Below are 20,078 nucleotides of genomic sequence, written 5' to 3'. Positions count from 1 at the left end.
AATTCCGAAGGGGGGGCGCATGAGCCGTGCAATCGACAACCTGATCCTGGCAATCAACGCAGGTTCTTCCAGCCTCAAATTCAGCCTGTACCGCCATGCGGCGGGACTCGCCGCGGTTGCCGAAGGCGCCATCGATACCAGCGGCAGCGGCCAGCTGACGCTGACCCTTCGGGGCGGTGGCGCGCCCGAAACCGGGGCAACGTCGTGCGCCGTCACATTCCTGACCGGCTGGCTGGACGCACACTTCCCCGCCATCGCGCCGCGGGCGGTCAGCCACCGCGTCGTATCCACCCATCCGGACTTTGCCGCGCCGGCCATCGTCACCGCCGGCATGCTGGCCTCGTTGCGCGCCACGTCGGACAGCGCATCGGACCACTTGCCGCTGCAAACCGCGCTGATCGAAACGCTGCAGCGGCGCTATCCGTCCGCGCTCCACGTCGCCTGCTTTGACAGCGGCTTTCACGCCACCATGCCCGCGGCCGCATCGATGCTGCCCATCCCGCGCCGCCTGCAGGCCCTGGGCCTGAAGCGGCATGGATTCCACGGCATTTCGTGCGACTACGTCGTCGGCGAACTGGCCAGGGTGGCGGGACACAAGGCCGCGCAGGGCAAGCTGGTCGTGGCGCACCTGGGCAGCGGGTCCAGCATCACCGCCATCGAACAGGGGCGCAGCCGCGACACCACCATGGGATTGAGTCCGGCGGGCGGCATCATGATGGCCAGGCGCTCGGGAGACCTCGACCCCGCGCTGGCATGGGAACTGGCCCGCCGTGAGGGCATGGATGCCGACGCCTTCCACCATCTGGTCAACCACGAATCCGGACTGCTGGGGGTCTCGGGAACCAGCGCGGACATGCGCACACTGCTGGACCGGCAAGCCACCGATGCGCACGCCGCCGAAGCCGTGACGCTGTTCTGCTACCACGCGCGCAAAGCCATCTGCGCCATGGCGGGCGCCATCGACGGACTCGATACGCTGGTGTTCACCGGCGGCATCGGCGAACACGCGGCGCCCGTGCGCGAGCAGGTTTGCGCCGGCCTGTCACACCTGGGCGTGGTGCTGGATCCGGCCCGGAACGCCGCACACGCGGCAGTCATCTCGGCGCCCGCCGCCAGGGTCCGCGTGCGGGTCATGCCGGCCGACGAGCAACGGATGCTTGCCACCTATGCGCAAGCGCATCTCACCTGAACAGGGAATCTTTCCATGAGCGACGTCCTCCCCGCCAGCAACGCACTGCTGCAACAAATGCACGAATACTGGTGCGCGGCCAACTACCTGTCGGTGGGCCAGATCTACCTGCTGGACAACCCGCTGCTGCGGGCGCCGCTGGACCTGGCCCATGTCAAGCCGCGGCTGCTGGGCCACTGGGGCACCACGCCCGGGCTGAACTTCATCTACGTCCACCTGAACCGCGCCATTGTCGCCCATGACGTGTCCATGCTGTATATCGCGGGGCCGGGCCATGGCGGGCCGGCCATGGTGGCGAACGCCTACCTCGAGGGCACCTACAGCGAAATCTACCCGCAAGTCACGCAGGATACCGACGGCCTGCGCCGCCTGCTCAGGCAATTCTCCTTCCCCGGAGGCATTCCCAGCCACGTCGCGCCCGAGACGCCGGGGTCAATCCATGAAGGCGGGGAACTCGGCTATTCGCTGGTCCATGCCTTTGGCGCCGCGTTCGACAATCCTGATTTGGTGGTCGCCTGCGTGGTGGGCGACGGCGAAGCCGAGACCGGCGCCCTGGCCACCAGCTGGCACTCGAACAAGTTCCTGAACCCGGTCCATGACGGCGCCGTCCTGCCCATCCTGCACCTGAACGGCTACAAGATCGCCGGGCCGACGCTGCTGGACCGTATCCCGCGCGAGGAACTTGCCGCGCTGATGACGGGTTACGGCTACCAGCCGCTCTTCGTCGAAGGCGACGATCCGGCCGCCATGCATCGCCTGATGGCCGATACGCTCGATACGGCGCTCGGGCGCATCCGCGCCATCCAGCGCGAAGCCCGTCTGCACGGCCTGCGCGAGCGGCCGCGCTGGCCGGTGATCATCCTGCGTTCGCCCAAGGGCTGGACCGGCCCGCGCCAGGTGGACGGCAAGCCGAACGAAGGGACCTTCCGCGCGCACCAGGTCCCGATCGGCAACATCGTCAGCCGCGAGCGGCTTGCCCTGCTTGAACAATGGCTGCGCAGTTACGCCCCGCAGTCCTTGTTCGATGCCGGCGGGCGCCTGCGGCCCGACTTGCGGGCGCTCGCACCGATAGGTGAGCGCCGCATGAGCGCCAATCCACACGCCAATGGCGGCGCCCTGCTGCGCGCGCTGCAATTGCCGCCGCTCGCACCGTACGCCGTCGCGCTTCCCGGTCCCGGCGCGCTGGTGGCCGAATCCACCCGTATCCAGGGTCAGTACTTGCGGGACGTGATGCGCGCCAATATGCACAACTTCCGCATCTTCAGTCCCGACGAAACCGCGTCCAACCGGTGGGACGCCATCTTCGACGTCACCGGGCGCTGCCTGGTCGCCGACATTCTTCCGGGCGACGACCATGTCGCCATGGACGGGCGCGTGATGGAGATGCTGAGCGAGCACCAGTGCGAAGGCTGGCTCGAAGGTTACCTGCTCACGGGCCGCCACGGCATGTTCTCGTGCTACGAGGCATTCACCCATATCGTCGATTCGATGGTCAACCAGCACGCGAAGTGGCTCAAGGCGGCAGGCGCGCTGGCGTGGCGCGAACCGGTCGCTTCGCTCAATTTCCTGCTGTCTTCCCATGTATGGCGCCAGGACCATAACGGCGCCAGCCACCAGGACCCGGGCTTTATCGACCATGTGATGAACAAGAAAGCCGAGGTGGTCCGGGTCTACCTGCCGCCCGACGCGAATACGCTGCTGTGCACGACGGAACACTGCCTGCGCAGCCGCAACCTGATCAATGTCATCGTGGCCGGCAAGCAGCCCGCCGAGCAGTGGCTGGACCTGGCCGCCGCCGCCGAACACTGCCGCGCCGGCATAGGACGGTGGGAATGGGCCGGCAACGCCGGCAACGCCGAACCCGACGTCGTGATCGCCTGCGCGGGCGACGTTCCCACGCTGGAAGCGCTGGCCGCCGTGCAGTTGTTGTACGAGCATTTTCCCGACGTCAAGGTCCGGTTTGTCAACGTGGTCGACCTGGCGACGCTGCAGCCGCCCCACGCGCATCCGCATGGCTTGAGCGACCCGGCGTTCGATGCTCTGTTCACCACCGATAAGCCCGTCATCTTCGCCTACCACGGCTACCCCACGCTGATCCATCGGCTGACCTACCGGCGCACCAACCACGCCAACCTCCACGTGCACGGCTTCCGGGAAGAAGGCACCACCACCACGCCGTTCGACATGGTCGTGCTCAATGAACTGGACCGCTTTCACTTGTTTGCCGCGGCCGTGCGGCGGATTCCGTCGCTCCAGCCGCACCATGCCAGTGTCACGTCGTTCGTCGCGGACAAACTTGCCGAGCACCGCTGCTACATCGAGCAACATGGCGTGGACATGCCGGAAGTGCTGCACTGGCGCTGGCAAGGCCAGTGCAGTACTTGACTTGCATCAAAGAATTCCTGGATCTGCATCAATATCATGAAGCAATTGAATGCTGCGCCGAACATCGCCACGCGCAGGTAGGATGGGCAAGCCGCTTATTGCGCGGTTGGTGTAATTCGGAATACTTGGCCGGAGGAACACATGAACAACGGGAAAATCATCGCGGTGGCGGCCCTGCTGCTCAGCCTGAATGGCTGCGGCTATAACACGATACAAACGCAGGATGAACAGATCAAGGCGGGCTGGTCGGAAGTCGTGAATCAATACCAGCGGCGCGCTGACCTGATCCCCAACCTGGTCAATACCGTGAAGGGCTACGCGGCGCATGAGAAGGACGTGCTGACGCAGGTCACGGAAGCGCGGGCGCGGGTCGGTTCGATGCAGGTCACGCCCGAAGTGCTCAACGATCCGCAGGCATTCGAGAAATTCCAGCGCGCGCAGGGCGAACTCGCCGGCGCCTTGTCCCGGTTGATCGCCGTGTCGGAAAATTATCCGCAACTCAAGGCCGATGCGAATTTCCGCGATTTGCAGTCCCAGCTCGAAGGCACTGAAAACCGCATTGCCGTGGCGCGCAACCGGTACATCAAGATGGTCCAGGATTACAACGTGACCGTGCGTTCATTCCCCTCCAACCTGACAGCGATGGCATTCGGCTATAAGGTCAAGCCCAACTTCACCGTGGAAAACGAGCGGGCCATCTCCACGGCGCCCAAAGTCGATTTCGGGCCGGCCGCGAGTGCGCCGCCCGCTGCCCCCGGGGCCGGCAAGTGAAAGCGCTGCACTTCGCCAGGGCCCTGCTCGCTTCCCTGGCGCTGGGGTGGCTGTTGATCGCGGGCGCGCAGGTGACCATCCCGCCACTGTCGGCGCGCGTCACCGACATGACTGCAACATTGACGTCAGAGCAGAAGGCTGCGCTGGAAACCAGCTTGCGGGACTTCGAAGCCAGCAAGGGTAGCCAGATCGGCGTGCTGATGCTGCCGTCGACCGCGCCGGAAACCATCGAGCAGTATTCCTTGCGCGTCGTCGAGCAATGGAAACTGGGCCGCAAGAAGGTGGATGACGGCGCATTGCTGATCGTCGCCAAGGACGATCGCGTCATGCGCATCGAAGTCGGCTATGGCCTCGAAGGCGCGTTGAACGATGCGGTCAGCAAACGCATCATCAGTGACGTCATTACCCCCAAATTCAAGCAGGGCGACTTCTATGGCGGCATCCGGGACGGCGTCGGCGCCATGATGCGGGTGGCCGGGGGCGAAGCGTTGCCGGCGCCGGCGCAATCGCCGTCGCGGGGGCAGGATGCCGGCGCTTCCGGTCTCGGATCGTATCTTCCTGTGATCCTCATCCTGTCGCTGATCGTGGGGGGCATCCTGCGGTCGCTGCTGGGAAGGTTTCCCGGCGCACTGGTGACGGGCGGCCTGGTCGCCCTTGTTGCCTGGACCCTGGCGGGCGCGCTGTCCCTTGCCTTGCTTGCCGGGGTGCTGGCACTCCTGTTCACCTTGTTTGGAGGGGGCATGCGCGGGCTGGTTGGCGGGCATCACCGGGGCGGATTCGGAGGGGGATTCGGTGGCGGCTTCGGGGGTGGATTCGGTGGCGGAGGCGGCGGTGGCTTTCACGGGGGCGGCGGCAGCTTCGGCGGCGGCGGCGCCTCGGGGCGGTGGTAATCATGCAGTTCAACGTCAAGCGCATCGTCCGCCACCTGATGTCGACCCACTGGCAAGTCAGGCGCGCATTTCCCCAAGCGGCCCTGTCCGCGATCAAACAGGCGATCAAGGCCAGCGAAGCGGGCCATACCGGTGAAATCCGCTTTGCCGTGGAAGCCGCGTTGCCCGGTCCGGCGCTCTACCTCGATCAACCCGCCAGGGAGCGCGCGATCGACTTGTTTGCCCAATTGCGGATCTGGGATACCGATGCGCGCAACGGCGTGCTGATTTACCTGCTGCTGGCAGACCATGCGGTGGAAATCGTGGCGGACCGCGGCGTGCATGCCAAGGCAGGGACGGCGGAGTGGGAGCGGATTTGCCGCGGCATGGAAGCCGCATTTCGCGCCGGCCGCTATGAGCAGGGCGTCATCGACGGCATCCGCGCCGTGAACGAACTGCTGTCGCAACACTTTCCCGCCCACGGCGCCGGCCGGAACGAATTGCCGGACAAGGTCGTCGTGTTATAGCGATCCGGCGTCCTGGCCGACTTACTGGCCGGACGCCTGCATCAGGTTGGTACGCAGGTTGACGATGGCTTTCTGCAGCACGCGGAATTCTTCCGGCGCCAGGCCGGCTGCCCTGGCCGTCACCTCGCGGAACGCAAACGCGCTTTCCCTCAACGTGCGCCCCGCCTCCGTCAGCGACACCCGCACGCTGCGCTCGTCCTCGCTATCGCGCGTGCGCTGCACGTAGCCCATCGCTTCCAGGCGTTTCAGCATGGGCGTCATCGTACTCGGCTCCAGGAACAGTTTTTCGCTCAAGCCCTTGACGGTCTGGTTGTCCTCTTCCCACAGGCAAATGATGGTCACGTATTGCGGGTACGTCAGTCCCAGCTTTTCCAGCACGGGCTTGTAGACGCGCGAGTAAGCCAGGTTGGTCGAGTAGACGGCAAAACACATGAAGTCGCCGAGCCTGGCAACGTCTTGCCTGGATGTGGAAGTGTTACTCATTTGATATCCCCAAAAATTTATTTATCACGATAATGATTATCGTACTTGAAAATTGGCGAAAGCTCGGATAAAGTTATCTCAATAATGATTACGACGATAAGTAATTGAACGCAGCAGGAACCCGAAACCCACCCACTGTTCACTGGAGAAAGCACATGCGCCACTACCCCACCCTTCGCCGCCTCACCCTTGCCGCCGCCTTCGCCGTTGCCGGCGCGCAATTCGCACTGCCGGCACACGCCCAGGCGTCCACCGCCGCGGCAAGCGTGACCGCAACGGCAAGCCCAGGTGTGGCCGGCTTCCAGTCCATCAAACAAATCAATGCAGGCGACCTCAACGTCGGCTACGTCGACGAAGGCCCGGCCAACGGCCCGGTCGTCATCCTGCTGCACGGCTGGCCGTACGACATCAACAGCTTCATCGACGTGGTCCCCCTGCTGACCAAGGCCGGCTACCGCGTGATCGTGCCCCACCTGCGCGGCTACGGCACCACGCGCTTCCTCGACCCGAATGCGTTGCGCAATGGCGAGCCGGCCGCGCTGGCGGTCGACGTCGTCGCGCTGATGGATGCGCTGAAGATCGACCAGGCCGTCCTTGCCGGTTATGACTGGGGCGCCCGCACGGCCGGTATCGTGGCGGCACTGTGGCCGCAGCGGGTCAAGGGCCTGGTGTCCGTCAGCGGCTACCTGATCGGCAGCCAGGAAGCCGGCAAGCAAGCGTTGTCGCCGGCCGCCGAGCAGCAATGGTGGTACCAGTTCTACTTCGCCACCGAGCGCGGCCGCGCCGGCTACGAAAAGAACCACCGCGAATTCGCCAAACTGATCTGGCAAACCGCGTCGCCCCAATGGCGCTTCGACGACGCCACGTTCGCGCGCAGCGCCGCCAACCTGGACAATCCCGACCATGTGGCCATCACCATCCACAATTACCGCTGGCGCCTCGGCCTGGCCAATGGCGAAGCGAAATACAGCGAACTGGAAGCGCGGCTGGCGAAGTTCCCGGCCATCACGGTGCCGACCATCACCATGGAAAGCGACGCCAATGGCGCGCCGCACCCGGACCCGGCCGCCTATGCCAAGCGTTTCACGGGCAAATACAAGCATGAACACGTCACCGGCGGCATCGGCCATAACCTGCCGCAGGAAGCGCCGCGCGCCTTCGCCAATGCCGTGCTCGAAGTCGGCCGTCTCTGATCACGGCCGCCGATCGACTGCACCTGTTTCTAACGTTCCCCACCTGGAGTCAACATGATTGCAAAGAAATTACTGATTGCCGCTTCCCTGTCCCTCGCCACCATGCTGCCGCAGGCGCATGCCGGCGGCGCCATTACCGCCGTCGACGGCACCGCCGCCAGGCCCACGATCGTGCTGATTCACGGCGCCTTTGCCGATTCCAGCAGCTGGGATGGCGTGGCGAAGAAACTGACTGCCCACGGCTTTCCCGTGCTGAGTGTCGCCAACCCACTGCGCGGCGTCGCCAGCGATGCGCAATATGCCGCCAGCGTGATCGGGTCGGTCAAGGGGCCGCTGGTATTGGTTGGGCACTCCTACGGCGGCATGGTCATCTCCAAGGCCGCCGAAGGCAATCCCGACGTCAAGGCGCTGGTCTACGTCGCCGCCTTTGCACCCGAGCAGGGTGAAACAGTCGCCGGTCTGGCTGGTAAATTCCCCGGCGGCACACTGGGTGACGCGCTGGCCGAACCCGTTTCCCTGGCCGATGGCGGCAAGGATCTGTACATCCGGCAAGACAAATTCGCGCAACAGTTTGCCGCCGACGTGCCGCCGCGACAGGCCGCGCTGATGGCTGCCGGCCAGCGTCCGGTGACGGTCGCCGCGCTCAACGAAACGTCCAGCGGCACGGCCTGGAAGCAGTTGCCGTCGTATTTCGTGTACGGCACGGCCGACAAAAACATTCCGCTGGAAGGCTTGCGCTTCATGGCCAGGCGCAGCAACGCCAAAGATGTCGTCGAAGTGAAAGGCGCCTCCCACGTCGTCATGGTGTCGCGGCCCGATACCGTGGCCAGGGTGATCGAAGCAGCAGCCGCCAACAAATAACCAAACCACTGAAAGGAAATACCATGAACAAGATCGACAACGTTCTCTACACCGGCAAGACCCGCACCACCGGCGGCCGCGACGGCGCCGCGCACAGCGACGATGGCCGTCTCGACATCAAGTTGTCTCCGCCGGGCAGCCATGGCGCGGGGACCAACCCGGAACAACTGTTTGCTGCCGGCTGGTCGGCCTGCTTCATCGGCGCCATGGGACGCGCCGCCAAAGACAGGAACCTTTCCCTGCCGGCAGGCACCGCAGTCGATGCCGAAGTCGACCTGGGGACCGGCGGTGACGGTTTCCTCTTGCAGGCGCGCCTGAAAGTCAGCCTGCCTGGCCTGCCAGCCGATACGGCCCAGGACTTGGTCGATGCCGCGCACCAGATCTGCCCCTACTCGAAAATGAGCCGCGGCAACATCGACGTGGCCATCTCCCTGGCGTAACCACCCCATCTCCCACCTTCGGCGGCGTAGCCACTCCGCGCTGCGCCGGCCGGCACTTCAGACAGCCATAACCGCTATTTCCGCACGCGCACCTTTCGCGGCAGCAACTATGGCATGATGCGGATCGCAAATTGCAATTCCCCTGCAAATGACAATTGCCACAATCTATTGCACAGCAGCATTTGTTCTAAGCAACGTGGCAATCACGCATCAGTCTGTCTAATACAACCCATCAAACAGCCTGTGCATAATTGTAAAGATTGCATTTTTCAATCGTGCGCACCATGATACTTGCAGCGGATGAGTTAGCCGCAGACAAACGCAGTTGACTGCGTGAACAAGGGTAAAGCAGGTGTTGTGCCAGTAACGTTCTTTGGGGCAATAAAAATGCTCCATTACAATCAAAAATATTGCGCCGCAGCAAAGTACCGAGTGTACGATGGGCAATTGTGTTGCTTTTTCCCACCGTAAGTTTCTCCGTGTTAACTAAATTTACGTTTTATTTGACACTTCTCAGTGCTCTTCTGTTAGAATTTTTTCTATGACGCAACGGGTAGAGTAAAAATGAAAACATTTGCCATCTCAGCTATTGCCTTCTACTTCTTTTATGTACTTAACGGTCTCATGGCTCCGGGTCATGCCGCCCGCCAGCAGCAAAGCGGTGCATGTCAAGAAGCTATGACGGCTGAAACAGGCTCCAAGGCCGCCTCCATCGGCGCCTGCAAGAGCACCAATCTGGTGGCGCGCACCATCGCCTCCAATTAAGCTCTTCGCCGGGATTTGTCCCGGACAGAAGAGTGCGTCCGCATAGGTCAAACATGCGGAGTTGTCTTGAAGTATATTCCCGTGCTACTGATGCCCCTGATGGCATCAGTATGCAGCGCGGAACCGGCGGGGGTCACGCAGCTGACCGTTCCTGACCCGGCCGCCCTGCACATCCAGTAGACATACCGCTCAGTTGCCGGCATCAGCACGCCCGACGCACAGACCATGCGCGCCGGTTGATCAGTCATGCCCTACAGCGGCGGCGTGGCGGTCTTGCCATGCTCGCGCCGTTGCGCGTGATAGATGCCGGTGTGGCCGGAAAACAGGTACGCCACGACACACGCCAGCGCCGCATACGGCCCGATGGCGGGCCCGAACAATTCCAGCGCCATCACGGTCGAGGCGATCGGCGTATTGGCGGCGCCCGCGAACACGGCGACAAAACCCAGCGCCGCCAGCATGGCGAACGGCAAATGCAGCAGCGGCGCCAGCGCATTGCCCAAGGTGGCGCCGATATAGAACAGCGGCGTCACCTCGCCGCCCTTGAAGCCGCTGCCCAGCGAAGCCACCGTGAACACGAATTTGCCCAGCCAGTCCCAGTGCGGCTGCTGCACGTGGAACGATTCCACGATCACGGGCAAGCCCAGGCCGATGTAGCGGTCGGTCCCCAATGCCCACACGGCGGTGGCCACCACGATCCCGCCCAGCAGCGGCCGCAGCGGCGCATACGCGATGCGGCGCTTGAATTGCGCGGACAAGGCATGGGTGCAGCGGGCAAACGCCATGCCCGCCAGTCCGAACACGATGCCCGCGAACGCCACGGCCAGCAGCGCCAGCGCGCCGGATGGCGGCACCGGGCCGGCGCTGTAATGCGCATGGTGTACGCCCCACGCGGTGGCGGCCAGATCGGCCACGATGGCGGCCACCGCGCACGGATAAATCGCGTCATAGCGCATGCGGCCGATGGCCAGCACTTCCAGCCCGAAGATCGCGCCGGCCAGCGGTGTGCCGAACACGGATGCAAAACCGGCGCTGATCCCCGCCATCAGCAGGATGCGGCGGTCATGCGGACGCAGCCGGAACACGTGGGTCAACTGGTCCGCCAGCGCGCCGCCCATTTGCACCGCGGTTCCTTCCCGCCCAACCGAGGCGCCGAACCAGTGCGACACGACGGTGGCGCCCAGCACCAGTGGCGCCAGCCGCAGCGGCACCACCTGTTTCGGATCGTGGATTTCGTCGATCAGCAGGTTATTGCCCGCCTCCACCGAGCGGCCGAAGCGCAGGTAAATCCAGCCGACGACAAAGCCCGCCAGCGGCAGCAGCCAGATGATCCCGGGATGCGCGGTGCGCGCCGCGGTGGCGGCATCGAGCGCGAACAGGAACAGGGCGGACGCGCTGCCGGCCAGCCCCGCCACCAGGCTGGCGATCAGCGTCCATTTCGCGACATACAGGAAGGGGAATGTGAGGGAGTCGTCTTCGGTCGGCATGGCCGCAGCATAGCACGCGGGGTATCATGGCAGAAGCAGCAGCAACCCAGCCACTACCGTGGCGATATGAATTTTCATTATAATGACGCGGCCACAAAACCGCAGAACTCATATGAACCCACAAGTCCAGGCCTTCTTCGATCCCGCCACATCCACCGTCACCTACGTCGTCCACGCGGGCGAAGGCAGCGCATGCGCCGTGATCGATTCCGTGCTCGATTACGACCCCAAGTCCGGCCGCACGGCGACGCACAGCGCGGACCAGGTCATCTCCTTCATCCGCGCGCACCGCCTGCAAACCGCGTGGCTGCTGGAAACGCACGCGCACGCCGACCATTTATCGGCCGCCCCTTACCTGCAACAGCAACTGGGCGGACGGATTGCCATCGGCGCGGCCATCCGCACCGTGCAGCATGCGTTTTCCGGCATTTACAACTTCAAGCACGCGGGCGCCCGCGACGGTTCGCAATTCGATCATTTGTTTGAAGCGGACGAGGAATTCATGATCGGCGACCTGCGTGCCTGCGCGCTGCACGTGCCGGGCCATACGCCGGCCGATATCGCCTACCAGGTGGGCGACGCGGTGTTCGTCGGCGACACCATGTTCATGCCGGACGTGGGCACGGCGCGCTGCGACTTTCCCGGCGGCTCCGCCGCCACCTTGTACCACTCGGTGCGCAGGCTGCTGGCGTTGCCGCCTGAGACGCGGCTGTTCATGTGCCACGACTATCCGCCGGCGCAGCGTCCGGCGGCATGGGAAACCACGGTGGCCGCGCAGCGCGACGCCAACATCCACATCCGCGACGGCGTGACGGAACAGGAATTCGTCGGCATGCGCACGCGCCGCGACGCCACGCTGCAAATGCCCGTGCTGATCCTGCCTGCCATCCAGGTCAATATCAGCGCCGGACATTTGCCGGAACCGGAAGACAATGGCGTCCGCTACCTGAAGATTCCGCTGAACGCCATCTGAGTCTTACACGCGGGTTTTACTTCACCAGGGCCGGCGCGCGGCCCAGCGGCTGCTCCATGTTCGCCAGGAACCACGTCAGCGACGACATCACGGCCACATGACGCTTGAGGCTGTCCGGCTCCACCTTGTCCAGCGTATCGGCCGGCGTATGGTGGAAGTGGAAGTAGCTGTGGGTATCGACCACGGGTTCGAACAGCGGCACGCCACCCGCTTCCAGGTAGCTCAAGTCCGCCGCGCCCAGGTGATCCTGGCGCTGGAACACGCCGGCGCCGATCGGTTGCAGCGCCTGCTGCAGCGGCGCGAAGTACTTGACCGATTCCGGCGCGATGCTGGCGCGCAGGCCGAACGGACGGCCGCCGCCGCTATCGCTTTCGATGCCCGCAAACTGCTTGCCCAGCGCATCCTTGTAGGCTGCGTGGTACGCCTGGCCGCCGCGCAACCCGTTTTCCTCATTCATCCACGCCACCATGCGGATGGTGCGGCGCGGTTTCAGGCCCAGTTGTTTAATCGTTTGCAGCACGCCCATGGCGCCGGCAACGCCGGTGCCGTCGTCGTGCGCGCCGGTGGCCAGGTCCCACGAATCCAGGTGGCCGGAAACAATCACCACTTCGTCCGGCAATTCCGTGCCCGGCAAATCGGCAATCACGTTGTAGCTGTCCGCGTCCGGCAGGTTTTGCGGCGTCAGGGTGACGTGCATTTTCACGGGGCCGCGCTTCAGCAGGCGCCCTACCAGCATGGCGTCTTCGGCCGTCACGGCGGCGGCGGGAATGCGCTGGTCGTCGTTCAGGCGGGTGGCGCCCGTATGCGGGATGCGGTAATCGGCGCCGCCGACCGAGCGCACCAGCGCCGCCACCGCGCCCAGCGCGGCCGCTTCGCGCGGACCGTTGGTGCGGTAATTGGAACCCTGGCCATAGGCCGGACCGGCCAGGCCGCGGTCGGCCATGCCCTGGTCGAACGGCACGTCGAACAGCACGATCGCGCCTTTGGCTTCGGCCGCGCGCGCTTTCAGTTCATCGAAATTCTTCACCAGCAGTACCGGCGCCGTGATACCGGCGGCGGGCGTGGCGCCCGAGCCGCCCAGCGCGGTCAGCACCACGCGCTGCGACAGGCCGGCCGGACGTCCCGCATAGTCGACCAGTTCTGCGGTTTCCACGCCGCGCACCCAGTGCGGCACTTTCACGGGTTGCAGGGTGACTTTGGCGCCCAGCTTGCGCATGGCGTCGGCCACCTGCTCGACGGCGGCGGCGGCGCCCGGCGAACCGGACAGGCGCGGGCCGATCAGGTCGGTCATGTCGGCCAGGCGCTCGAAAGCGTAATCGCTTTTCATGGCGGTATCGCGGATCTGTCCCAGGGTGGCGGGGTCAATGGCCGGGGCTGCGGTGGCGGCGCCCAGCGTGCTGCATAAGACGGTGGTCAATACGGCGTATTTCATGGGATTCCTTAGTGAAAGGGACCAAAACAATAACCGATTTATCAATGTTGCGCAGAGGCCCCTTGAAAAATCGCCGCGTTGCCAGCGGCACGCCGTTGTCATACTATAAAGTCACGTTCTACTGCGGATCACGACATGCTCAAAGGCAAGCTGTGCACGGTGCGCCACCTGCTGACGGCCGACTTGAATACCTTTATTGCGCTGGCCAATGACTTGCCGTCGCGGGGCGATTATTTTTCGTCGCAATTCAAGTCGCCGGAAACCATGCGCAAGGAATTCATGCAAAACGGCTTCGTCACGGAAGACAGCGAATTGTTCGTGGTCGAAGACCTGGCGCACCACATCGTCGGCGTCATCACGCATTTCAAGAGCCGCACGCCAACCACCCGTGAAATCGGCTACCGGCTGTTCGATCCCGCGCTGACCGGGCGCGGCTACATGACGGAAGCGACGCAGCTGCTGGTGGATTACCTGTTCAACGTCCACGTGTGGCACCGGCTGGAATTGCTGATGGCGCCGGAAAATACGGGTTCCGTGCGCATCGCGCAAAAATGCGGCTTTACCGAGGAAGGCATCCTGCGCCAGGCATTCTTCATTCAGGGCCATTATCAGGACGTCAAGGTGTTCAGCCTGCTGCGGCAAGAGTGGGAAAAACTGGCGTTACAAAGCCGCGATGCTTTGTAAGAATATGTATTAGGTGTGGGCGAATTTTCCTACAGCAGGTAAAGTGCTTTCATCGACGAAAGCAATGGGCCCGCCGGGCCTCGCAAAAGGGGAAACCATCATGCTGAACAAGAAATTTTTGAGTGCAGTTGCCGTGCTGGGCGCCGTTGCCATTACGTCCACCGCCAGCGCTGCGGGCGACCGTGATTTCAATACCGCCGCTGGCGCCGTCATCGGCGCCGCCATCGGCAGCCAGAATGGCGGTTCCGGCGGCGCCGTGGTCGGCGGCCTGGTGGGTGCAGCCGTGGGCAACAGCCTGAGCGGCGGCCATGGCCGTGGCTACGTGTCGACCCGCGTGTATGCCCAGCCGGCGCCGGTGTATTATGAGCCGGCCCCCGTCTACTACGAACCGGCGCCCCGCTATTACTACCGTCCGGCGCCCCGCGTGGTCTATGTGGAACCGGCCCGCCCGGTCGTGTACTACAACGAGTACCGCGGCCGCGACTACTACTACCACCACGGCCGTGGCCATGGTCACGGTTATGGTCACCGCCGCCACGGCGACTGATTGACACCGGTCCATTCAGGACCGTCGATACTGCAATTACGGCCTGCCGCTTTCGAGCGCCAGGCCGTTTTTCATTCCCCCCGCTAGCCATTGCCATGCGCGGCGCACCGCCGCAAAAGGAGCGTCATGGACGGCTGCGGCACCATCATCCCCCTGGAACTGGGACATTACCGGCTGATTGAACGGATCGGCGGCTCCGCCTACGGCGCCGTATGGCGCGCCGCCGCCCCCGCCGGCACGCGCGACGTGGCGCTGAAGCTGGTCAATGAAGCGCACATGGCGCAAGCCCACCCCGCGCTGCGGCAACGGTGGATCGCCAGCGCGGAAGCGGAAATCGATTTCCTGGAATCGCTGGCCCCGTGGGACGAGCGCCACATCGTGCGCCTGCTCGATTGCGGCCGCCATCGCGGTTTACCGGTGATGGCGCTGGAACTGATGAGCTGCGACCTGGGCCGCCACATGCAGGCGCTGCGCCACGCCGGCGACGAGCCGCCGTTGGCGACGGTGTTGGCATGGATGGGCCAACTGAACCAGGCATTGGGGAAAGTGCATCAATATGGCTGGCGCCACCTCGATTTAAAACCCGGCAACGTGCTGGCCGATACGGGGCTGGGATTGGTCAAGCTGGCCGACTTCGGCACCAACCGGCGGCTGGCCGCCGCGCAGGAACACAGCTATGCGGGGACCGCCAACTGGCAGGCGCCGGAACAATTCTTTCCCGCCGCCGGAGGCGGCTACCGCACCGGCGCCGCCAGCGATTATTTTGCGCTGGGCGCGCTGTTCTATTACATGGCGACCGGTGGCGTGCCGCTGCAATACGGCAGCGAATGCGGGCAGGCCCGGCGCGACGATCCCCGGGCCGCGGCGGACATCGTGCTGGCGCGCCATGGCGGCGTGGCGCCGCCTACCCTGCTTCCCGATGAAATGGCGGCGTTTGCCCAGGCTTGCGGTGCGGCCGCCCAACCAGCGCTGGACTTGCTGCGCCGCCTGCTCGATCCCGATCCCGCCGCCCGCCCCCGCCATGCGCTCGACATCAGCCGCGCGCTGGCCGCGATTGCCGCTGCGGCCGGGCATTCGGGCGCTATGGCCGAGACAGCGATAGCGAATCTGGCATACGCCATGCCGCCGGCCCGCCAGGCCCTGGCCCGCGGGAGCGCGCTGTGAGGGCGGCTGCACGGGGTCATTCTGGCAGCCACGCCATGCATGCGAAATGCGCCGCGTTGCTGCAATCACTGCAATCGCGCCTGGCCCGGATGCGGCCGAACGGGCGCATGGTGCGCCTGCCTGCCGTAACGACAATGCCTGCAGCAAAGGCCACCGGCATCGGCAAGCGCCGCAATTTCCCCGTCACGGCGCGGCCAGCCTTCGGTATTGCCATGGCTGCCGCCCGGGGAATGGCATCCTGCATCGCGCGCGCCCCGCTGATCGCCGCCCTGGGCACATTGATACTGGCGCAAGCCTGGGCCCTGTGGCAGGCGCCTGCCGCCTGGTATCCCGATGCGATCCAGGTCCGGCTTGCGCCGGGCGGCGCCGTCACACTGGGTGCGGCCGACCTGGCGGCAACCCGCGCCGACGCTGCACACCTCCAGTTGCGCCGCGATGCGGCTGGCGCGTGGCATGTGCTGAACCTGAGCTCCGGGCGCCCGGCAGGCGTCCAGCGGGTCGGCGTTGACGTGAGGCTGGCGGGCGCCTTGCTGTCGGGCGCGGCGGCGTTCCAGGCGGGTGGCGCGGTATTTACCGTCGAGCAGGCGACGCCCGCATTCATCATTTTTCAGTATGCCGGCCATGGATGGCGCTATGACGGCGCCACTTTGTACCGCGATGGCGGCGCCCAGCCGCCGTGCGCAGATGCCGCGTTGGGTTCGCGCATTGCAGCGTTGTGGAACCGGGCCGTTCCCCGTTTTGCCACCTTGTCCACGCCGCTGGCCGTCGGCGGCCATGTCCATTGCGGCAACCGGATCGGCGTGCCCGCACTGCCGCCGGGCGCCGCCACCGTGGCGCGCAGCAACGGCCACTTGCGGTTTGCCGCCGGGCCGTTCGACGATGGCGGCGCGGCATTGCTGACGCATGGCCCGTCCGGCGTCACCGATGCCCGGCGCGTCGAAGTCCCGCTGGCCGGCGTGGCGTCGTTGTCGGTGGCCGGGACCCGTTATACCGTCAGCGACCTGTCCGGCGAGGTCCTGACACTGGCGCCGGCGCGCCACGTTGCGCTGTACAGCGAAGCGCGCACGCCGGATACCGCCTCGCCCGCCGTCAGCTGGCATTGGCGGCAGCGCACGCCATGGTGGCAAGCCGGGACCGGGCAGGGACGACTGGCCGCCGGTGCGTTGACCGTTGCAATAGTCATTGCATTGGTCATTGCGCCGGCCACTGCACTGGCCGGGGTCCCGTCATCTGCCGCCGCCATCGGCCCGATGGCGGAGCGGATGGCTGTACTGTCGGCGGCAGCCATCGCCGTGCTGGCGGCGGGCGTGGCAGCCATGGCGGCGCAGCGCAGCGGCGCGCCGCCCGCCCCCGCCCTGTCGCTGCTGCTGGCGGTGACCGGCGCCGCATTGTGGCTGGCGCCGCCGGGACGGATCACCGCGCCGGTCGGCGCCGCGCTGGTGCTGGCGATGGCGGGCTTGCTGATGCAACTGGAACTGGGGCTGGCGGCGCCGGACCTGGCGGGGCTGCGCCATTACCATAAAACCGCCGCTTTGCTGGCCGTCGGCAGCGCCATCGCGGCATTGTGGCGGCTGTGGCGTCGTCGCTTTGCGCGGGCACTGGACCAGCGCAGCGCCGAATGGGCGCTGGCGGCGCTGACCGCGATTGCGCTGGCCGCGCTGGGAGCACAAGCGCTGTGGGGCGATGAAACAGGCGTGTTCGACGTGCAGCCGGTGGAACTGGCCAAGCTGGCGCTGGCGGCGCTGTCCGCGCACGGGCTGGCGCTGCACCTGGGCGGACGGCCGGAGCGGGGCTGGCGCTGGCTGGCGCTGGCCGCGCCCGCGCTGCTGTTTTGCGCGTTGCTGGCCATGGCGCTGGTGTATGTGGATGATTATTCTCCCCTGATCCTGCTGGCCGTATGGGCTGGCTGTATCGGGCTGGCCTATGCCGCCGCCGCACGGCGCGTGCTGCTCGGGTGCGGATTGGTGGCGGCTGCGCTGGCGCTGGCAGTTGGCATCTGGGCGCTGCACAGCGGCGGCCCCGGCGTGCTGGCGCGCCTGCCGCAAAGTTTTTATGCAGACCGCTTCCAGGTCTGGCTGGCGCCCGCCGACCACCCGCACACGGGGCAGCAGTGGCTGCAAGGCGCGCGCGCCATCGCGGCGGGCGGCTGGCTGGGCGCCGACCGGATGCTGGGCCTGCGCACGGCGGGCATGCCCGATGGCGCGGCAGCCGGCATCCCCGCCGTGCAGGACGATTTTGCACCGTCCTTTTTCATGTACCGTCACGGCCTCCTGTGCGCACTGCTGCTGTGGGCCGTGCAAGCCGCGCTGCTAGGCGGCTTGCTGCGCCAGGCCATGGCCTGCCACCGGCGCGCCGTGCTGGCGCAAGGGTTCCGCCCCGCGTGGCGCGAGCGCTTGCACTGTTTCCTGCTGTGCGGCGGCGCGGCTTTCCTGTTTGGCCACTTTCTGCTGTCGTGGGGCACCAACCTGGCGATCTTCCCCGTCATGGGCCAGCCGATGAGTTTCATGTCGGCCGGCGGCAGCCATGTCCTGTTTTTCCTGTGCCCCCTGCTAGCGGTCAGCATGGATGCCGTGCAACCGTCGTAAGGAGAATGCCATGCCTGTCTATGCCCACCAAGCCACCCTGGAAGCGATTCCAGACCTGTTTTGCGCGGAAGCCATCTGGCAGGCGCCCGGTTTCGCGCTGTTTTCGCGCCGCCCGCTGTTGCGCGACCTGCTCGAGCGCAGCCCGCGCGAACAGCGTGGACGCGCCGCCACGCGCTGCTTTGCCCATGTGATCGTCACGCTGCCACAGGAAGACATCGACGACGATTACCACCTGGCGCGCGGCGCCCGCGCGCGCGAACTGGAACAGGCGCTGGCGGCGCTGCACCAGCGCGATTTCGCCGACCTGCTGGGCGGCGACGCCGTGCGCTACCTGGTGCAAGGCAGCGACGATGTGCCGCCGGGCGCCGTGTCCGTGCGCTTCGGCCATGCCGTCTACCTGCCGGCGCAGGGGGAAAAAATCGCGTTCAGCGCCAGCGTGTCGCGCGACGGCGTGACGTGGAAACCCGTGTGCCCCGTGTATGCGGGCCAGCGGCTGGCGCTGCTGGGCACCGATGCCGGATGGGCCGTCTGCCCCGGCGAACCGCCGCCGGCGCCCGGCGGCGCCATCCTGCTGCTCAACGACGGCCCCGGCGCCCAGCCGATCGTCCAGGCGCGCCCCCGCGACGCCTTTGAATGCCGCTTCGACGCCGCGCACGGCCACTATGCGGTCCGTCCCCGTGCCGGCATGGCGGCTGGCCAGGGCGCCGACGGGCAGTTGCTGCTGCGGGTCAGCGTGCCGGCTGCCGCGCACCGCATGGCGGATACTCCCGCCAGTGGACATGCTGACGGACGCGATAACGCTGCGGGCAATGGCATTGCCAGCCCGGCCGCCACACCGGCCGCCGTTGCCACAGTTACAGCGCAAGACGCGGCGACGGGTCCGGCGCGCAGTGCGCCGGAGCGCGGCCATGCGGTCTGGCAGCCGCGCCCTGCGGCGGACCAGCCGGACGGCGCCCTGGCACGCCAGGTCCCGACCTGGCAAGCGGCCGCCGACGCCACCGCGCTGCCGCAACCTGTGTCCCCGGCAGCGCCCCGCGCCGCCGCAGCCGTGGCCGAAGCATCGGACGCCACCTATGTGCCCATGGCGCGCCAGCGCGTGACGTTGGCGGCGCTGGCCCTGCCCCGCCTGAGCCGCTACCGCGAGACGGGCGCCCGGCGGCTCGACATCCCGCTGGGCCCGCTGGGTGAGGGGCCGGAGCACGGGGTTGCCCTGGCCATCGATGCCGACGACGCCCTGCATGCCGTGACGCCGGGCGGGCACCAGGCCGTGACGGCGCCCGCCACCCTGCAGCAGCCGGGCGGCCGCGCCATCCACGTGCTGGCGCCGCCCGCCGCCATGGCGGACCGCTATTGCGCATTGCTGCCATTATCACAACAGGCCAGCGTGCAATTGCCGCTGGCGGGACGGCACCGCTTTGGCCGCCAGGCGCCTGCGCTGGCGCCACTCCGCCTGCTCGATTCGCCGCGCCTGCTGCATTGCGGCGGCACGCAGGCCAGCGCCGACCGCATCGGCCTGTCGCGCGAAGCGTTCAGCTTTGAAATGTCGCCGCAGGGCGTGCGCATCGCCCGCCTGGCCGCGAGCCAGGCACTGTACCACCTGGACGGCCAGCTGCAATTCGTCGCATCGATCGGCGCCGCCAGCGCGGAAGCGCCCTACCTGCTGCCGCCCGGCCACCACGTGGCGGCGGGCCACTACGTGCTGCGGTTCGACGCGTGAGGCCGC

18 protein-coding genes are annotated in these 20,078 nt (G+C 66.0%); 15 read left to right on the top strand and 3 right to left on the bottom strand.

Features of this window, described 5'->3' with window-relative positions:
• Positions 1-19 precede the first annotated feature (19 nt).
• From GJ700_RS12400 to GJ700_RS12380, 5 genes are all read left to right on the top strand, one after another.
• Positions 20-1,189: an acetate/propionate family kinase gene (locus GJ700_RS12400; protein WP_195763873.1), complete on the top strand. Its 1,170-nt coding sequence runs from the start codon at positions 20-22 to the stop codon at positions 1,187-1,189.
• A 15-nt stretch (positions 1,190-1,204) separates the two neighbouring features.
• Positions 1,205-3,574, top strand: a complete 2,370-nt coding sequence (locus GJ700_RS12395; protein ID WP_154374159.1) for a phosphoketolase family protein — start codon at positions 1,205-1,207, stop codon at positions 3,572-3,574.
• Positions 3,575-3,715: 141 nt separating this feature from the next.
• The gene (locus GJ700_RS12390) at positions 3,716-4,345 is read left to right on the top strand and encodes a LemA family protein (RefSeq protein ID WP_154374157.1); all 630 of its coding nucleotides are present in this window, start codon (positions 3,716-3,718) and stop codon (positions 4,343-4,345) included.
• Positions 4,342-5,235: a TPM domain-containing protein gene (locus tag GJ700_RS12385; RefSeq protein WP_371867930.1), complete on the top strand. Its 894-nt coding sequence runs from the start codon at positions 4,342-4,344 to the stop codon at positions 5,233-5,235. The genes GJ700_RS12390 and GJ700_RS12385 overlap by 4 nt, the downstream gene beginning before the upstream one ends.
• Positions 5,236-5,237: 2 nt before the next feature.
• Entirely contained in the window at positions 5,238-5,741 is a 504-nt protein-coding gene (locus GJ700_RS12380) for a TPM domain-containing protein (protein WP_154374155.1), read from the top strand.
• A 21-nt stretch (positions 5,742-5,762) separates the two neighbouring features.
• Here GJ700_RS12380 and GJ700_RS12375 read toward each other — a convergent pair whose 3' ends face one another.
• On the bottom strand, positions 5,763-6,224 hold the full coding sequence (locus GJ700_RS12375) for a MarR family winged helix-turn-helix transcriptional regulator (RefSeq protein WP_154374153.1): 462 nt from the start codon (positions 6,222-6,224) through the stop codon (positions 5,763-5,765).
• Between the two features lie 155 nt (positions 6,225-6,379).
• Between GJ700_RS12375 and GJ700_RS12370 the strand changes: the two genes are divergently transcribed.
• The 4 genes from GJ700_RS12370 (at position 6,380) to GJ700_RS12355 (ending at position 9,483) form a co-directional block, all read left to right on the top strand.
• On the top strand, positions 6,380-7,417 hold the full coding sequence (locus tag GJ700_RS12370; RefSeq protein WP_154374150.1) for an alpha/beta fold hydrolase: 1,038 nt from the start codon (positions 6,380-6,382) through the stop codon (positions 7,415-7,417).
• 54 nt (positions 7,418-7,471) lie between these two features.
• On the top strand, positions 7,472-8,278 hold the full coding sequence (locus GJ700_RS12365; RefSeq protein WP_229506959.1) for an alpha/beta fold hydrolase: 807 nt from the start codon (positions 7,472-7,474) through the stop codon (positions 8,276-8,278).
• Positions 8,279-8,301: 23 nt separating this feature from the next.
• Positions 8,302-8,718 carry an organic hydroperoxide resistance protein gene (locus tag GJ700_RS12360; RefSeq protein WP_154374148.1) on the top strand — a complete coding sequence of 139 codons (417 nt, stop codon included), beginning with the start codon at positions 8,302-8,304 and terminating at the stop codon, positions 8,716-8,718.
• A gap of 564 nt (positions 8,719-9,282) precedes the next feature.
• A complete protein-coding gene (locus GJ700_RS12355; RefSeq protein ID WP_154374146.1) occupies positions 9,283-9,483 on the top strand; it encodes a hypothetical protein in 201 nt (66 codons plus the stop codon).
• Positions 9,484-9,734: 251 nt separating this feature from the next.
• Here GJ700_RS12355 and GJ700_RS12350 read toward each other — a convergent pair whose 3' ends face one another.
• Positions 9,735-10,970, bottom strand: a complete 1,236-nt coding sequence (locus GJ700_RS12350) for a voltage-gated chloride channel family protein (protein WP_154374144.1) — start codon at positions 10,968-10,970, stop codon at positions 9,735-9,737.
• A 112-nt stretch (positions 10,971-11,082) separates the two neighbouring features.
• Between GJ700_RS12350 and GJ700_RS12345 the strand changes: the two genes are divergently transcribed.
• Positions 11,083-11,943, top strand: coding sequence for an MBL fold metallo-hydrolase (locus GJ700_RS12345; RefSeq protein WP_154374142.1), 861 nt, complete (start codon positions 11,083-11,085; stop codon positions 11,941-11,943).
• A 16-nt stretch (positions 11,944-11,959) separates the two neighbouring features.
• Here GJ700_RS12345 and GJ700_RS12340 read toward each other — a convergent pair whose 3' ends face one another.
• The gene (locus GJ700_RS12340; RefSeq protein ID WP_154374140.1) at positions 11,960-13,375 is read right to left on the bottom strand and encodes a M20/M25/M40 family metallo-hydrolase; all 1,416 of its coding nucleotides are present in this window, start codon (positions 13,373-13,375) and stop codon (positions 11,960-11,962) included.
• 135 nt (positions 13,376-13,510) lie between these two features.
• Between GJ700_RS12340 and GJ700_RS12335 the strand changes: the two genes are divergently transcribed.
• The 5 genes from GJ700_RS12335 (at position 13,511) to GJ700_RS12315 (ending at position 20,072) form a co-directional block, all read left to right on the top strand.
• Positions 13,511-14,059, top strand: a complete 549-nt coding sequence (locus GJ700_RS12335; protein ID WP_154374138.1) for a GNAT family N-acetyltransferase — start codon at positions 13,511-13,513, stop codon at positions 14,057-14,059.
• Between the two features lie 100 nt (positions 14,060-14,159).
• Entirely contained in the window at positions 14,160-14,606 is a 447-nt protein-coding gene (locus GJ700_RS12330) for a hypothetical protein (protein WP_154374136.1), read from the top strand.
• A 126-nt stretch (positions 14,607-14,732) separates the two neighbouring features.
• Positions 14,733-15,770 carry a protein kinase domain-containing protein gene (locus GJ700_RS12325; RefSeq protein WP_154374134.1) on the top strand — a complete coding sequence of 346 codons (1,038 nt, stop codon included), beginning with the start codon at positions 14,733-14,735 and terminating at the stop codon, positions 15,768-15,770.
• Between the two features lie 35 nt (positions 15,771-15,805).
• Complete coding sequence (locus tag GJ700_RS12320) at positions 15,806-18,355, top strand: FtsW/RodA/SpoVE family cell cycle protein (protein WP_229506958.1); 2,550 nt, start codon at positions 15,806-15,808, stop codon at positions 18,353-18,355.
• Between the two features lie 10 nt (positions 18,356-18,365).
• On the top strand, positions 18,366-20,072 hold the full coding sequence (locus GJ700_RS12315) for a hypothetical protein (protein ID WP_154374132.1): 1,707 nt from the start codon (positions 18,366-18,368) through the stop codon (positions 20,070-20,072).
• The last annotated feature ends 6 nt before the right edge of the window (positions 20,073-20,078 follow it).

The organism is Pseudoduganella rivuli, assembly GCF_009674485.1.
Classification (GTDB): domain Bacteria; phylum Pseudomonadota; class Gammaproteobacteria; order Burkholderiales; family Burkholderiaceae_D; genus Rugamonas; species Rugamonas rivuli_B.
The sequence above is the reverse complement of the archived record's forward strand: the minus strand, read 5'-3'. Positions and strand labels throughout refer to the sequence as shown.

What these genes read in the sequence shown, in the direction of transcription:
- GJ700_RS12400 (WP_195763873.1), top strand. Translation starts at nt 20, where the DNA reads ATGAGCCGTGCAATCGACAACCTGATCCTGGCAATCAACGCAGGTTCT.
- GJ700_RS12395 (WP_154374159.1), top strand. Translation starts at nt 1,205, where the DNA reads ATGAGCGACGTCCTCCCCGCCAGCAACGCACTGCTGCAACAAATGCAC.
- GJ700_RS12390 (WP_154374157.1), top strand. Translation starts at nt 3,716, where the DNA reads ATGAACAACGGGAAAATCATCGCGGTGGCGGCCCTGCTGCTCAGCCTG.
- GJ700_RS12380 (WP_154374155.1), top strand. Translation starts at nt 5,238, where the DNA reads ATGCAGTTCAACGTCAAGCGCATCGTCCGCCACCTGATGTCGACCCAC.
- GJ700_RS12375 (WP_154374153.1), bottom strand. Translation starts at nt 6,224, where the DNA reads ATGAGTAACACTTCCACATCCAGGCAAGACGTTGCCAGGCTCGGCGAC.
- GJ700_RS12370 (WP_154374150.1), top strand. Translation starts at nt 6,380, where the DNA reads ATGCGCCACTACCCCACCCTTCGCCGCCTCACCCTTGCCGCCGCCTTC.
- GJ700_RS12365 (WP_229506959.1), top strand. Translation starts at nt 7,472, where the DNA reads ATGATTGCAAAGAAATTACTGATTGCCGCTTCCCTGTCCCTCGCCACC.
- GJ700_RS12360 (WP_154374148.1), top strand. Translation starts at nt 8,302, where the DNA reads ATGAACAAGATCGACAACGTTCTCTACACCGGCAAGACCCGCACCACC.
- GJ700_RS12355 (WP_154374146.1), top strand. Translation starts at nt 9,283, where the DNA reads ATGAAAACATTTGCCATCTCAGCTATTGCCTTCTACTTCTTTTATGTA.
- GJ700_RS12350 (WP_154374144.1), bottom strand. Translation starts at nt 10,970, where the DNA reads ATGCCGACCGAAGACGACTCCCTCACATTCCCCTTCCTGTATGTCGCG.
- GJ700_RS12345 (WP_154374142.1), top strand. Translation starts at nt 11,083, where the DNA reads ATGAACCCACAAGTCCAGGCCTTCTTCGATCCCGCCACATCCACCGTC.
- GJ700_RS12340 (WP_154374140.1), bottom strand. Translation starts at nt 13,375, where the DNA reads ATGAAATACGCCGTATTGACCACCGTCTTATGCAGCACGCTGGGCGCC.
- GJ700_RS12335 (WP_154374138.1), top strand. Translation starts at nt 13,511, where the DNA reads ATGCTCAAAGGCAAGCTGTGCACGGTGCGCCACCTGCTGACGGCCGAC.
- GJ700_RS12330 (WP_154374136.1), top strand. Translation starts at nt 14,160, where the DNA reads ATGCTGAACAAGAAATTTTTGAGTGCAGTTGCCGTGCTGGGCGCCGTT.
- GJ700_RS12325 (WP_154374134.1), top strand. Translation starts at nt 14,733, where the DNA reads ATGGACGGCTGCGGCACCATCATCCCCCTGGAACTGGGACATTACCGG.
- GJ700_RS12320 (WP_229506958.1), top strand. Translation starts at nt 15,806, where the DNA reads ATGCATGCGAAATGCGCCGCGTTGCTGCAATCACTGCAATCGCGCCTG.
- GJ700_RS12315 (WP_154374132.1), top strand. Translation starts at nt 18,366, where the DNA reads ATGCCTGTCTATGCCCACCAAGCCACCCTGGAAGCGATTCCAGACCTG.